We start from the raw sequence: 12,952 nt of genomic DNA, 5'->3' as shown, positions 1-12,952 counted from the left end.
CTTTAACACACGTTTTTGATTAAACACTACCATGTTATTTTATTTAAGTTTATACTAATTATAGTTGCATAATAACATTTTCGAATAGGGGATTTTTATGAAAGCAAAACAAATGTGGAATAATTTTATACAGTTACATCCAGAATATCAAGATTCTGCTTATAGTGCTTGGAGTTACGGAGCGATTCCTGATCAATTGGCAGAGTTAACGCTAAAAAATATTAAAACAGCTACAACATCTGCCTATGAATTATATGCTCTAGAAGATGAACCATTACCTCAAGTGAATGAGTTAAGTATCATACTAGATAGTAATGACAACGCTATATGCATGACAAAAACGACAAAAGTTTACGTTGTTCCTCTTAATGAGGTCTCTGCAGAACATGCCTTCAAAGAAGGTGAAGGCGATAGAACTTTAACTTATTGGAGAAAAGAACACATAGACTTTTTCACAAAAATATATCAGGAGACTAACCTTAGATTCAGCGAGAATATTCCAGTTGTTTGTGAAGAGTTTGAAATGATTTATAACTGATTGTCTTTTTATACAGAGGAGTAATTATTTTGAAAAAGAGATTAATAAATTTAGCTTTGTTAAGCATTGTTCCAATTATTTTAGCAACATTAGCACACTTTATCTGGGGCGTTCATTCAAGTTTGATAGCTGGTATCCTTTACGTTGTTTTGTTCGTATTTAATTTGCCTAGCGGAAGTTTCATAAGTACCAATAGCGATTACAATATTAAAAGAGTGAATCCTCATTATAAAGCTGAAAAGCAAGATTTTAGTTCTTTAAACAGCAGCCTTTAATCACATTAGCTGTCTTAGTTTTATTAACTATTGTGAGCTTCCTTATCTATTTTCAGCAAATACAAAACTAGTGTTTAATTATTGTTCGCCCTGTTCCATCCCTACCTTTTTAATAAAGTTCGTATTATACTACGACTATACTGATAAATTGCTTTAATTTTAACATAATAATAAGGAGATGATCATTGTGTATGACATTCAAAACTCTCATGACTTAGTTCAAGCTTTGAATAAAAAAGAAGATGAAATCGTTGTTACAGGCAGTTATTGTAAAGAATTAAAAACATTGATAGCTGCAAACGTACCAGACTCTGACTACGTTGGGGTAATGCCTGGCCAAGTATTAACACAAGGATTTTTCATGCCGCTATTTTCTAATTTTGTAAACGATGTCTTGAGTCTGTTTGACTCTTCTAACCTTTCCAAAGAGCAAAAAGAAATCAAGAAAAGACTGCGGCTTTATAACGTTATCAAAAATTCTCCTAATAAAATTAGTTTAAGGTTGAAGCAACTTGATTATTAAAAGTCGTTTCATTCGCGTATTGACCTGCTATGATGAGTTTTTCTAGCATTCATTCTGCTATTTCATAAAAATGCGAGAACATAAAAACCTCCTATCCAATCAAGGAATAAGAGGTTTGTTCGTATTGATTCTATTAGTTTGTATAAGGAACATACTCGCCATTCAAAGGATCCATTTTCAATAATGTTTCATCTGAAAGGTTGTATTGGAACATTCCTACCATGTTGGAAATCTCTACGCCGTCTACTTCATGAGCATGTCGGATTTCGATTTGGTATGTACCTTCATCGATTTTCGATACATAAAATTGGTTGCCTTCAGCAGAAATCCCGGTCATTGAAACAACTTTGTTCAAGACCTCTGTCCGTTCTTCTTCTGCTGTCATCACGGGTGCTTCACTCGTGCTTGATGCAGCACTGCTAGATGTTGCAGCTTCAGAAGATGCTGCTGTCGAACTAGATTGTTCTGCCGCTGCTTCTTTCTCAGTTAACCATGCTTGGATTTCATCATCGGATACTGTTTTGATATCATGTCCTGTTGCTTCTTTGAATTCTGTTGCTGCTAAATCAGAAGTCCGTTCGGTTTTGTAAGCAGATTGTTCGATCAATGCCGCTGACTCGTCGGCTTTGACTTTTTCTGCTTGTGCGGAATTGATTTTTGTTTTTAATTCTGTTGCTTTTGCTTCTAATTCGCTGTACTCTGTTAAATCGTTTTGCAATAATGTATCGATACTGCCTGCTGCTTCGTCTAGCTTTCCAGCCTCGAATTGCGCTAAGCTGTCATCATACATTTTTTGATACGTTGCTTCTGCTGTAACTTCTTGACTTGATGAGTCTTCTGATACAGAAACAACTTCGGAACTAGCTGATGATTCTGTCGTTCCATTGTTCTCAGTCCCACAAGCACCTAAGAGAACGATACTGGCAAATGCCATCATAAAAATTTTAGATTTTTTTATCATATTTCTGTTCCTCCTTTAACTATTCCTTTTTTATTTCATCCCCATTATACCTTACTTTACTTTCCTACCCATACATTTACGATTAAATTTATGAGATTCTTTCTGATTGCACAATACCTACATGTATATATGCGTTGCTTATTCAATCGATTTGTTCAAATGAAAGCTCTATTACAGGGTATTCCTTTTAATTGATTCTCTTTTTTATTATACTTGGAACAGTTGAAAAGAAAGGAGCAAACCAAATGAAAAATTTTATAGAAGAATTTAAAGAATTTGCCTTCAAAGGCAATGTGCTCGACTTAGCCGTTGGGGTCGTTATTGGTGCTGCATTTACAGCCATCGTAACTTCACTGGTTGAAGACATCATCATGCCTTTGGTCGGTATAATAGCCGGCGGTACTGACGTTTCTAGTTTGTCGTTAGAAATTGGCACCACTACTTTAGCATACGGCGCTTTTTTACAAGCAGTTATTAATTTCTTACTTATCGCATTTGTAGTCTTTATGTTTATTAAACTGATCAACAGCGCTGCTGCCAAATTCAAAAAAGAAACAGGCGAAATTGGCGAAGAAGTGGAAATACCGGCTGCTGAAGAATATTTAAAAGAAATCCGCGACTTATTGGCAAAAGAACAGGCATCTTCTTCAATAGAAGAATAAATTTTATGTGTCACTAAAACAAAAAATCCCAGAAGAAGGTGCCGAACAAGGCACTTCGCTTCTGAGATTTTTTTCGTTGTTGCTAATTATTCGACAATGTAATCTGGGTTTTGGTAGTTGTCTTTTTTCAAGCCTTTGATGCTCATCATGATCACAAAACTGAATAAGTATAATGCCGATAAGAACAGCATAACCGCAAACAGATTGTAGTGGTCCAGAATAAGACCAATTGCAACGGATGAAAATCCGCCGACTGCACGCCCAACATTTAAAATCACATTATTAGCTGTTGAGCGAATATGCGTCGGATAAAGTCTGCCGACGATTGCTCCATATCCTGCAAACATCCCATTTGCAAAAAAGCCGACGACCGCTCCTCCTATCAGCAATGTCCATTCACTTGTCGCTGTGACAAATAAGAAGACTGACGCTGCTGAAGCGAGCAAGAACAGCGCGTACGCTGTGCGAGCTCCAAGTTTATCTAGAATACGGCCAAACAGCAGCATTCCGATGCTCATGCCGATAATCGTTGAAATCATCCAAATCGATGAACCTGAAACAGACAAGCCTAAACTTTCTTGTAAAATCGATGGCAGCCAGTTCATTAAACCAAAGTAGCCGGCAATTTGAACCGTAGCCATGAGCATCAAAGAAATCGTCAAGCGCGTTAATTTAGGCGTTTTAAACAGTTCTTTGATTGATGTCGAAGGACCGTCCGTTTCTTTTTGTGCTTGTTTCCATTCATCGGTTTCATCCAAGTGTTTGCGCACCAAGACAGCCATAATCACAGGCAGTAAACCGAATAAGAATAACGTATTCCAGCCTAGTGTGGGAATAATCAGCGCCGCTAAGACTGCTGCTAAAATGGAACCGAACTGACCGGAAATCGTAACGATCGACGTCATTGCACCCATTTTCTTTCTGGAGAACACTTCAGCAACCAAAGCCATACCGATACCGTATTCGCCGCCCGCTCCCACACCTGCTAAAAAGCGGCAGAAGTAAATTAAGTAGATGTTGTTTGCAAAATACATAGCCGCTGTGGCGAAAGCAAAAATATAAACCGTATAGCTGAACATTTTGATTCGGCCATGTTTATCGGCCAGCACACCAAAAAAAACGCCCCCTAGTAGCATCCCTATGTTTGTCACCGTAGAGATGAGTCCTGCTGCCGCACTATTGAGCTGCAAATCTGCAATAATAGAAGATAACGAGAAAGATAGGAACATAATGTCCATATTTTCTAATCCGTATCCTACTGCTGATGAAGCCAATACTTTCTTTTGGTAGCCTGACATGGTTGGATTACCAGTTGCCGTTTGTTGTTTCATATTTTATTTTCCTCCTAAAACGAATGATCTCTGTCATTCATTATTTTATGGTATTGTCGATAAGTATACGGAACATTTCTTTTTTGAGCAAGTCTTTTTTATCAGATAGGACAAAAAAGCCCATTTTGAAGTAAAAAATGAATCATATGAGGGTCACCACTTTTGGGACAAACTTATCTCCTTTTAGCAGCCATTCGTCTCATGTAGACACAAAAATAGACAAGCCCTCTGATTTAGATGAGAGACTTGCCCAAATAGGAGCAGGCTGACCAACAAAAACAGCAAATCATTGAAAAAATGCCGATTTTTGTCTCACTCCACGCTTCTGCTTTAAAGCTCATGATAAGCAGCATAAACGTCTTGTTTTTTTATACCTCTTAGTTTAGCTACCTCTTTGATCGCTTCTTTACTGGTAAGTGCTTGTTCATCGATCACTGCACCGACATGCTCTGAAAGAGTCATTGAGCTCCATGAGGTATCAGCTTCTGCGATTAAAGAAGCTTCGCTGTTGCCTTCGATGATCAAACAAAATTCACCGCGTACTTCTGAAGTGTTTGCCCATTCCAAAGCTTCCGCTATCGTACCGCGAATAAATTCTTCATAACGTTTGGTTAATTCACGGCAGCAAACGATTCTCCGTTCGGCTCCAAAGACCGTCACCATATTTTTTAACACTTCTTTTAAGCGGTGAGGCGATTCATATAAAATCAAGGTCTCTGGCCGATGATTTAATTCTTCCAACTCTTGGAGTTGTTCTTTTTTCTTGCGCGGCAAAAAACCATAGAAATAAAAGGGCTGCGGAGCAATTCCTGAAGCGATCAAAGCAGTTAGCCCAGCATTTGCACCGGGTAATGGAACAACGGGTATCCCGGCTTCAATACAAGCTACCACTAATTCGTGGCCTGGATCGCTAATGGAAGGCATCCCTGCATCACTGACTTGCGCAATCGTCGATCCTTCATGCATTTTTTCGAGGAGCTGCACGATACGTTCTTGAGTATTGTGTTCATGAAAACTGATTTGCGAAGTTTTGATTTCAAAATGATTTAATAATTTCTGGGTATTCCGGGTATCTTCAGAAGCAATGAGGTCAACTTCTTTCAGTATCCGAATGCCGCGAATCGTCATGTCTTCCAAATTTCCAATAGGAGTTGGCACGAGATACAACATGCCTCTGCTTTCTTTTTCAAAGCTCTTTTGACTCTGCATTTTCTTTCTCCTCCTCTGCTGATAACTGTTCGCTATTTACGATACGCGGTTGGTTTTCATCGATGGGGAACTGAACCCCTTGTGTCCCTAAAAACCGCTCTTTTTTTTGGCGCGTTTGTTTTTTAAAGGCGTACTCTGCTTTAGTGGCTTCGCTGCGTGTATTAAATGCTTCCGCATAAATCAGTTTAACTGGGCGGCGTCCAGCTGGTCTGGTGTACTTTGCGCCAACACCCTCATTGTGTTCTTGTTCTCGGCGGGTCAAATCTGTTGTGTAACCACCGTAAAAACTGCCGTCACGGCAATACAGCACATAAAAATAACTAATCGTTTTTGCCATAGAGCATCTCACTTACTTCAGGCAAATAGCGGTTATCCTCGCCATAGACAAAAAGCGGCGGCAAGACTCGAAAACCGGTGTCTTTGCCATCTTTAATGCCTTCGATCAATAGCGTGTTCGCTTCTTTTCCGACTTTTGGGTAAACCAACCGCATTTTTTTAGGAGCCAAGCGGTGCTTCTTCATCGTGGCCAAAATTTCGATCAGCCGATCTGGACGGTGAACGAAATACGCTTTGCCGTTCATTTTCAGCAACCCGCTGGTCTCTTTCATGACTTCATCTAAATTCGTATGCAATTCATGCCGTGCGATCGCTAAATGTGAATTAGGATTTTTAACGCTGGTACCTTTATTGATAAAATAAGGCGGATTACACGTCACCACATCGACAGAATCTTTTTTGATCCAATTGGTCGCTTGATTTAAGTTGCCGTGGATCATCGTTAATTGGTTTTCTAAACCGTTTAATTGGATGCTGCGCTCAGCCATTCCCGCCAGTCGTTTTTGTAATTCGATACCGATGATAGGGCTTTTCGTCTTCTGGCTCAATAGCAACCCTACAACCCCATTACCCGCACATAAATCCACGATGGTCGCCCGATCATGCCGGGGAACTTGCGCAAAGTCTCCTAGCAATACTGCATCCAATGAAAAAGAAAAGACGGTCGGGCTCTGGATAATTTTTAATTGGTGGCTTAATAAATAATCAATACGTTCGTCTTCTTGTAACCATTGGTCCACTCTGCTGACACTTCCTTCAATGTTAATTCGCTCCCCATTATACCATAAAAAAAAGACCAAAAGCAGTGCTCTTAGTCTCCTATTGTCTTCGTATTCAGTTAGCTTAATGAAAGATCAAGCTCGAACTTTCAAAATGATTTTCCCAATGTTTTTATTGTCTTCCATATACTGATGAGCTTGTACGACCTCTTCCAATTGGAAAGTAGTATCAATAATTGGATGAATAGTCTCCCGTTTAAAGTATGGCAAGACAACCTTGACAAATTCTTGTGTCAGTTTTGCTTTATACTCATCGCTGCGTGGTGTTAACAAGGTGCCTTTTAAGGTCACTCGCTTGGCTAATAATGCTGACAAGTCTACTTCTTTGACTGTCGCACCGCCAAGTGTTCCAATCAATACCCAGCGGCCGTCTTTTTTGATGCTTTTCAGATTGTTTTCCCAATAAGAAGCTCCGATAAAATCGAGAATCACATCGACGCCGGCTTGATCTGTGTAATCAAGCACTTCTTCAGCAAAGTTTTCCTCTTTGTAATTGATCGTTTTGTCTGCTCCTAATGTTTGGCAAACTGCTAATTTTTCTGCTGATCCGGCCGTTACGATAACACGAGCTTGCGTAAGGTGTTTTGCCATTTGAATAGCGGCTGTTCCTACACCGCTGGCACCTGCATGGATCAAAACCGTTTCAGCTGTTTTTAACTCTCCCAACCAATATAAGGTTTGATAAGCCGTTAAAAAAACTTCTGGAATAGCGGCTCCTTGTTCAAAACTCATACTCTCTGGTAAAAGGATCGCTCGATTTGCTGGCAAAATGGCGTATTCTGCATAACCGCCCTGATTGACTAAACCGGCTACTCTGGTTCCAGTCTTATACTTTTCACCATTTCCGCGATTTTCGACGACCACACCAGCAATTTCAACACCCAGAATGGGATACGGTTCAGATAGATTCGGATTCGAACGCGTTACTATATCCGTTCGGTTCAGCGCTGCTGTGCGTACTTCTACTAACAATTCGCCTACTTTTGGAATCGGCTTATCGCGTTCTTGAATCTCCATTTGCTCGGCTTCGCCAGGCTGTTTGATGCTGACTGCTTTCATATTTTCCCTTCCTCCCTTTCTTCTGCTAATAGAATAGCTTAAAAAAACGGCCAAAAGATAAGTGCATCTTTTCACCGTTTTGTCTGTATAAATGTATCCTTTTATTTACGATGAACTCAACTCAATAAGCTGCTTAAATCAATTCACTGGCTTCTTTTAATTCAAACGTTTCATCTTTATGCGCCTTAAGGAATTCAAACGCTTTAGGTTCGTTTTTTAAAACGATTTCCTCTTCTGTTTCATCTGCTTTGGTCATCGTGAATGTAAAACTAGTTGTCTCTTTTTGTCGCGTTAAAAACTCTTCTAATTCAACGTTAGACATTTTGTTTAGTTCATGCATCTTAAATCCCACCTTTGTTTTTTTGCAGTATCGTTATAAATCCAATATACCACTCAACGAAGTGAAATTCTAATAATACACTCTTGAGGAAGAATCATCTTAAACAAAAAGGAGGTGAGATAAAAGCCTCACCCCCTTTAAAGATATATAATTTGATTCATTCATTTCAACAAGTTTAACGGTTTTAATCGTTTAAAAATTCAATAAAATTCCCAATCCAAATGTAACGATCAGAAAAATCGGGATAATGGCTGAATTTTGGACAGCGTACATAAATGTTTGAGACTTCACTTGAACAGCCAAAAACTTATCGGTATTCTTTTTCTCTAATGGAATCGATAGCAAAGCTAACAGAACCATTTTTGGATAAACACCGATGAAAACTGAAACGATCAATGAAACGTATGCTAAAATATAAAGCCATTTGAACAAAACTAACGATTTTGGTTTTCCAATATAGTACGGTAAGGTAAAGCGATTGTCTTCAATATCTTCTTCCAAATCGCAAATATTATTCGCTAACATAATGTTCGTCACAACGATGACGGTTGGCAAAGAGGCTAAGAAAATTTTCCCCAGCGTTGGACCATCAAGTGCCATAACATTAAAAGCATTGACAAAAACGGTAATAAAGTAAATTCCAAAGCCCATAGCAATGCCTGAAAAAGCTTCTCCAAATGGTGTGCTTGAAATAGGACGTGGACCAGCAGTATACAAAATTCCAATTAAAAAGCAAATAAGTCCCATATAAAGCAAAGCCATACTGGTTTGAGTCACTAAGTAGATTCCTAATAAAGCTGAGATGATTCCTGTAATCGAGTAAACTTTTTTGACCGCTGGCATAGAAAGATTTTCCTTACCGATCGTCATTTCTTGTGCACTTAGGTCTTTTTTATTGCTGGCTATCTCATAGTCTAAGTATTCGTCTCGAGTATTAACTGCCGCATGAAATAAAACCACTGCGATAAATAAAACAAACGAATTTAATATATTTAATTCTTGATAATGATACCAACTGTATAAAAGTCCGACTAAAACTGGAAAAATACTGGCAGTAGTGGAATACAATTGTGCCAACTTAACGATTGCCTTAAAGTTCATATAACCCTTCCTTTAACTCTTTTTTTAAATAAATTTGAAAACTGTTGAATAGCTAAACAATGAAGCCCTGAACTTGCCGCTCAACAGCAACTTCTCTAATATGCGACGAAGTCTAACTGTTGTCAAGGAAAATAGCTTAATTGCTTTACAAAAGTGGACAGATTGAAAAAGATGACTTCGATAGGACTAATCGAAATCACCTTTGAAGCAGAAACGTTTCAATTTCTGTTGCTCTCGTTTCATTTCAATGTTATCTTCGATCCCCGTAAATGACATCTAAACAGAATGCACAGGGTTCATCATTCACCCGACGTGATCCATAAAAGACGTTACAAACATGGAAACCATCTTCGTATAACTTCTCAAGGTTCAAACGTGACTTACTCATTTCGGGTTCCACAACTTCTTCGTTTGGACGCTGCTGCTTTTCAAGGTCGCTTAACCGATCTCTTAAATGCTGGTTTTCAATTCGAAGAGTGGCATTTTCTTCAACGAGCGCTTCGACTTCACGTTTCAAATCAGATATTTGATGCAAAGTCGCATCTGTATCTTGCTCTAACTTCGTAAAGCTATCATATAAAGTTTTTTTATCCATTCCTTTTTCACCCATTCTTTACTATGATCTTCGCCTAGTTTGGTTGTCTTAGTTATTCAAAAACTTTATATCAGCAATAAAGACAGCTGTTCAAAAACACCTTGTGCATTGACGTTGCTTTCTAATTTTTTTCTGCTCAGTAAAATAGTTTCCAATGCTTCCGTTAAATGTGCTCCATTAAAACGACCAGCTGTCTCTTTTAAAATTTCTTGATGTTGCGGGTAAGCCAAAATGTCAACTGCTTCATAATTAAGCATCAGTGCATCACGATAAGCCAGCAATAGCAAATCAACCACCAACAAATAGTGCTCTCGGTCTTTAAAATGAGGCATGATATCTGTCTGTACGAACACAAAACCTTGTTGTTCTTTTTTCGAAACCAGAACAAACCATTTCCAAATGATTTTTCTCGCTTCATTAAACCACTCATCTTGACTCATTTCGATTGCTGTTTCTAAACTATTCGTAAGATGAACTAAAAGCGAAGCTTGGCTCACCGGCAGTTCTTTTTTTTCTAATTCTGCTAATAAGCGCTTTTTAGAAAGGGGTTGGAAGTGAATCAGCTGACACCGCGACAAAATCGTCGGCAGGAGGCGTTGTTTGGCGGTTGTTAATAAAAAAGCCACGACTTTTCCATCAGGCTCTTCCAAGAATTTTAAGAGGCTGTTTGCTGCTCCGATCGTCATTTTCTCAACGTCTTCTACAATAAAGACTTTTTGCTTTCCTTCCACACCGCTTTTTGAGAATTCAGCTTTTAAATCACGAACTTGTTCTACTTTGATGGAAAGTCCATCCGGTGCGATTTCAATCACATCGGGGTGCTGGTGTTGTAAAACCCGTACACAAGTGGAACACTCTTCACAAGGCAGATGGTCATGCGGATTCTGACAAAAAAGCGACGCTGCTAACCACAGAGCCAAATCTTTTTTGCCCGTTCCGGACACTCCTTCAAAAAGATACGCGTGAGCCAATTGGTTTTGTTTAACTGTTTGCTGCATTTGTTTAAAAACGATTGGTTGAATCCATTTTAATTTCTCTTCTATTTTCATCACAACCTGATCTTAGAATTGCTCGAATTGATCAATTGGCAAGACGAATACTGTCGCTCCGCCTACTTGAACTTCAACTGGATAAGGCATATTGGTTTCCATTGAAACGTCTAAACTAACTGGGGGTGTCATAAATTGTTCCCGCGATTGGCAGTTATCGCGAATCCGGTCCAAGACTTCATCCACACGCTCTTCTTCGATCCCAATAATAAAGGTAGTATTGCCAGCTTTTAAAAAGCCGCCGGTTGTTGATAATTTCGTCGCGCGGATTCCTGCATCAACAAATTCATTCGACAAACGGTTGCTGTCTTTATCTTGAACAATGGCTAAAATTAATTTCATTTTTTTCGACCCCTTTTATTTTTTGAATTTTTGATCAACGTGCTAATCTTTTCAGTAAAATAGCGTAACAATCCTGCACTACTTTCTCCAAGTCTTGACTGGCGTCTATTAAAATCATGCGCTCTTGATTATTTTCAACTAACTCTAAATAGGCTGAACGAACGGTTTCATGAAACGTCAAATTCTCTTGATCCAATCGATCGTATTGCCGATTGCTTTTGTTTTTATGGATGCGTTCAAGCCCGGTTGCTGCTTCTATATCTAAATAAAGCGTTACATTTGGCGAAATATTCTCTGTTGCAAACTGATTGATAGCTGCAACTTGCTCTACTCCGATGCCTCGTGCCACACCTTGGTAAGCCAATGAACTGTCTACAAAACGATCACAAATGACAATTTTTCCATCGGTTAAAGCCGGTATAACTTTCTCGATCAAATGTTGTCTTCTACCAGCAGCGTATAAAAGCGCTTCTGTGCGGACATCCATTTCAGTGTTTTCCGGATTTAAAATCAATTCACGGATTTCTTCAGCGATCCGACTGCCGCCTGGTTCTCTTGTTGCAATAATTTTCTGGTTTAATGCCTTTTCCAGCTTTGGAAGTAAAGCTTGAATCACGCTCGTCTTTCCTGAGCCATCCGGACCTTCAATCGTAATAAATGTTCCTTTCAATGCACTAAACCCCTTTAATTCTTTCTTTTGATACCTACTTAACATTATACTGTATCTCACGACGACAGTCTAATAGCAATTACGCTTTACCGGTTTCCAATTTTGATTTGCAAACCGCAACCGGTTACAACGGTTTGTAAAAAAGGAAACACTTCCAGATGGTTTATCTGGTCGTATCTCCTTTGATGTCTCGTTTCCGTGCTTCTTTAAACAAATAGAAATACTTTATTTCGGCTAATTTGGTTTGTGCAAAAAGCAAACTGTCTTTTTCAATGACCGATTGCTCAATCTTTTTAGCGTATTCCCAATCATCTTTTGTTTGGGTCATCAGCTTCAATAATGCGGCATCGTATTCTTTTCGTAAGTTTGGCTTCTTTCTAAACAGCATGTATACCGCCTGCTTTCTTGTGAAAAAATACTTGTTTTTCTTGCAAATAGGTTACTCGTTTTTTTGTTTTAGCCTTGATTTCTGACTAGAGTTCTCTCCGGCCTTCAACGGCTTTCAGCAACGTGATTTCATCTGCATATTCAATATCGCTTCCCACAGAAAGCCCATGAGCCAAGCGTGTAACTTTAATGCCGGCTGGCTTGATCAAACGCGACAGGTACATCGCCGTTGCTTCTCCTTCAGCCGTTGCATTGGTTGCAATAATGACTTCTTTCGCTTCTTCAGACTGCAGTCGTTTGATCAAACTTGGAATATTGATATCTTCCGGCCCTGTACCTTCGATTGGAGACAATACACCGTGCAGCACATGGTACAATCCATGGTATTCACGCATTTTTTCTAATGACATCACGTCTTTAGGATCTTCTACCACTAAAATCGTACTACGATCACGTCGTTTGTCTTGGCAAATCGAACAAGGGTCTTCTTCTGTAATGTGCCCGCAAATCGAACAATAGTTTAAGTCTCGTTTAGCACTGATCAACGCCTTGGCAAAATCAGTTACATCGTCTTCTTTCATATTGATCGTGAAAAAAGCTAGCCGTGCAGCTGTTTTAGCGCCAATTCCTGGAAGTTTCATATAACTGTCCATTAATTTTGTTATCGGTTCAGGATACAATTGGCTTCATTTCCTCTCTTAAAAAATACTTTCCATAGACTGAATAGATAAAGATTAAAAAAACGGGACCCATTCCGGCATCCCATTTCTTGCTGTGTTTGATTGAAGTGGGGAT

18 protein-coding genes are annotated in these 12,952 nt (G+C 39.1%); 4 read left to right on the top strand and 14 right to left on the bottom strand.

The annotated features are described in order from the left end of the window. The first annotated feature begins 97 nt into the window (after positions 1–97). The 3 genes from NY10_RS09465 (at position 98) to NY10_RS09455 (ending at position 1,336) form a co-directional block, all read left to right on the top strand. On the top strand, positions 98–538 hold the full coding sequence (locus NY10_RS09465) for an ASCH domain-containing protein (RefSeq protein ID WP_058919724.1): 441 nt from the start codon (positions 98–100) through the stop codon (positions 536–538). Between the two features lie 29 nt (positions 539–567). Beyond that, the gene (locus tag NY10_RS09460) at positions 568–813 is read left to right on the top strand and encodes a hypothetical protein (RefSeq protein WP_058919723.1); all 246 of its coding nucleotides are present in this window, start codon (positions 568–570) and stop codon (positions 811–813) included. A gap of 187 nt (positions 814–1,000) precedes the next feature. Then, complete coding sequence (locus tag NY10_RS09455; RefSeq protein ID WP_058919722.1) at positions 1,001–1,336, top strand: hypothetical protein; 336 nt, start codon at positions 1,001–1,003, stop codon at positions 1,334–1,336. A 133-nt stretch (positions 1,337–1,469) separates the two neighbouring features. On the opposite strand, the gene NY10_RS09450 is transcribed toward NY10_RS09455, so the two are convergent. Further along, a complete protein-coding gene (locus NY10_RS09450) occupies positions 1,470–2,297 on the bottom strand; it encodes a hypothetical protein (RefSeq protein ID WP_058919721.1) in 828 nt (275 codons plus the stop codon). Between the two features lie 245 nt (positions 2,298–2,542). Between NY10_RS09450 and mscL the strand changes: the two genes are divergently transcribed. Next, complete coding sequence (gene mscL, locus NY10_RS09445) at positions 2,543–2,959, top strand: large conductance mechanosensitive channel protein MscL (protein ID WP_058919720.1); 417 nt, start codon at positions 2,543–2,545, stop codon at positions 2,957–2,959. Positions 2,960–3,045: 86 nt separating this feature from the next. Here mscL and NY10_RS09440 read toward each other — a convergent pair whose 3' ends face one another. The 13 genes from NY10_RS09440 to recR form a co-directional block, all read right to left on the bottom strand. After that, positions 3,046–4,290, bottom strand: coding sequence for an MFS transporter (locus tag NY10_RS09440; RefSeq protein ID WP_058919719.1), 1,245 nt, complete (start codon positions 4,288–4,290; stop codon positions 3,046–3,048). Positions 4,291–4,620: 330 nt separating this feature from the next. Next, complete coding sequence (gene rsmI, locus NY10_RS09435; RefSeq protein WP_058919718.1) at positions 4,621–5,499, bottom strand: 16S rRNA (cytidine(1402)-2'-O)-methyltransferase; 879 nt, start codon at positions 5,497–5,499, stop codon at positions 4,621–4,623. Next, positions 5,477–5,836: a GIY-YIG nuclease family protein gene (locus NY10_RS09430; protein WP_058919717.1), complete on the bottom strand. Its 360-nt coding sequence runs from the start codon at positions 5,834–5,836 to the stop codon at positions 5,477–5,479. The genes rsmI and NY10_RS09430 overlap by 23 nt, the downstream gene beginning before the upstream one ends. Then, entirely contained in the window at positions 5,820–6,575 is a 756-nt protein-coding gene (locus NY10_RS09425) for a tRNA1(Val) (adenine(37)-N6)-methyltransferase (protein WP_058920304.1), read from the bottom strand. Before NY10_RS09425 ends, NY10_RS09430 begins: the two co-directional genes overlap by 17 nt. Positions 6,576–6,689: 114 nt before the next feature. Then, positions 6,690–7,673, bottom strand: coding sequence for an NAD(P)H-quinone oxidoreductase (locus tag NY10_RS09420; RefSeq protein WP_058919716.1), 984 nt, complete (start codon positions 7,671–7,673; stop codon positions 6,690–6,692). A gap of 133 nt (positions 7,674–7,806) precedes the next feature. Further along, a complete protein-coding gene (locus NY10_RS09415; RefSeq protein WP_058919715.1) occupies positions 7,807–8,013 on the bottom strand; it encodes a hypothetical protein in 207 nt (68 codons plus the stop codon). A 192-nt stretch (positions 8,014–8,205) separates the two neighbouring features. Continuing rightward, the gene (locus NY10_RS09410) at positions 8,206–9,114 is read right to left on the bottom strand and encodes a 1,4-dihydroxy-2-naphthoate polyprenyltransferase (protein ID WP_058919714.1); all 909 of its coding nucleotides are present in this window, start codon (positions 9,112–9,114) and stop codon (positions 8,206–8,208) included. Positions 9,115–9,364: 250 nt separating this feature from the next. Next, on the bottom strand, positions 9,365–9,709 hold the full coding sequence (locus NY10_RS09405) for a DNA replication initiation control protein YabA (RefSeq protein ID WP_058920303.1): 345 nt from the start codon (positions 9,707–9,709) through the stop codon (positions 9,365–9,367). A 65-nt stretch (positions 9,710–9,774) separates the two neighbouring features. Beyond that, complete coding sequence (gene holB, locus NY10_RS09400) at positions 9,775–10,758, bottom strand: DNA polymerase III subunit delta' (protein ID WP_058919713.1); 984 nt, start codon at positions 10,756–10,758, stop codon at positions 9,775–9,777. A 12-nt stretch (positions 10,759–10,770) separates the two neighbouring features. Then, complete coding sequence (darA, locus tag NY10_RS09395) at positions 10,771–11,100, bottom strand: cyclic di-AMP receptor DarA (RefSeq protein ID WP_058919712.1); 330 nt, start codon at positions 11,098–11,100, stop codon at positions 10,771–10,773. A gap of 34 nt (positions 11,101–11,134) precedes the next feature. Continuing rightward, positions 11,135–11,770, bottom strand: coding sequence for a dTMP kinase (tmk, locus tag NY10_RS09390; protein ID WP_058919711.1), 636 nt, complete (start codon positions 11,768–11,770; stop codon positions 11,135–11,137). 163 nt (positions 11,771–11,933) lie between these two features. Beyond that, positions 11,934–12,158 carry a YaaL family protein gene (locus tag NY10_RS09385; protein ID WP_058919710.1) on the bottom strand — a complete coding sequence of 75 codons (225 nt, stop codon included), beginning with the start codon at positions 12,156–12,158 and terminating at the stop codon, positions 11,934–11,936. Between the two features lie 85 nt (positions 12,159–12,243). Beyond that, positions 12,244–12,810 (bottom strand): recombination mediator RecR, encoded by a 567-nt coding sequence (gene recR, locus NY10_RS09380; RefSeq protein WP_058920302.1) that lies wholly within the window; start codon positions 12,808–12,810, stop codon positions 12,244–12,246. Positions 12,811–12,952: the final 142 nt, after the last annotated feature.

Source organism: Carnobacterium sp. CP1 (assembly GCF_001483965.1).
Lineage (GTDB): Bacteria > Bacillota > Bacilli > Lactobacillales > Carnobacteriaceae > Carnobacterium_A > Carnobacterium_A antarcticum.
Note: the sequence above shows the minus strand (reverse complement) of the source record. Positions and strands in the feature narration are given on the sequence as shown.

What these genes read in the sequence shown, in the direction of transcription:
- NY10_RS09465 (WP_058919724.1), top strand. Translation starts at nt 98, where the DNA reads ATGAAAGCAAAACAAATGTGGAATAATTTTATACAGTTACATCCAGAA.
- NY10_RS09450 (WP_058919721.1), bottom strand. Translation starts at nt 2,297, where the DNA reads ATGATAAAAAAATCTAAAATTTTTATGATGGCATTTGCCAGTATCGTT.
- mscL (WP_058919720.1), top strand. Translation starts at nt 2,543, where the DNA reads ATGAAAAATTTTATAGAAGAATTTAAAGAATTTGCCTTCAAAGGCAAT.
- NY10_RS09440 (WP_058919719.1), bottom strand. Translation starts at nt 4,290, where the DNA reads ATGAAACAACAAACGGCAACTGGTAATCCAACCATGTCAGGCTACCAA.
- rsmI (WP_058919718.1), bottom strand. Translation starts at nt 5,499, where the DNA reads ATGCAGAGTCAAAAGAGCTTTGAAAAAGAAAGCAGAGGCATGTTGTAT.
- NY10_RS09430 (WP_058919717.1), bottom strand. Translation starts at nt 5,836, where the DNA reads ATGGCAAAAACGATTAGTTATTTTTATGTGCTGTATTGCCGTGACGGC.
- NY10_RS09420 (WP_058919716.1), bottom strand. Translation starts at nt 7,673, where the DNA reads ATGAAAGCAGTCAGCATCAAACAGCCTGGCGAAGCCGAGCAAATGGAG.
- NY10_RS09415 (WP_058919715.1), bottom strand. Translation starts at nt 8,013, where the DNA reads ATGCATGAACTAAACAAAATGTCTAACGTTGAATTAGAAGAGTTTTTA.
- NY10_RS09410 (WP_058919714.1), bottom strand. Translation starts at nt 9,114, where the DNA reads ATGAACTTTAAGGCAATCGTTAAGTTGGCACAATTGTATTCCACTACT.
- NY10_RS09405 (WP_058920303.1), bottom strand. Translation starts at nt 9,709, where the DNA reads ATGGATAAAAAAACTTTATATGATAGCTTTACGAAGTTAGAGCAAGAT.
- holB (WP_058919713.1), bottom strand. Translation starts at nt 10,758, where the DNA reads ATGAAAATAGAAGAGAAATTAAAATGGATTCAACCAATCGTTTTTAAA.
- darA (WP_058919712.1), bottom strand. Translation starts at nt 11,100, where the DNA reads ATGAAATTAATTTTAGCCATTGTTCAAGATAAAGACAGCAACCGTTTG.
- NY10_RS09385 (WP_058919710.1), bottom strand. Translation starts at nt 12,158, where the DNA reads ATGCTGTTTAGAAAGAAGCCAAACTTACGAAAAGAATACGATGCCGCA.
- recR (WP_058920302.1), bottom strand. Translation starts at nt 12,810, where the DNA reads ATGGACAGTTATATGAAACTTCCAGGAATTGGCGCTAAAACAGCTGCA.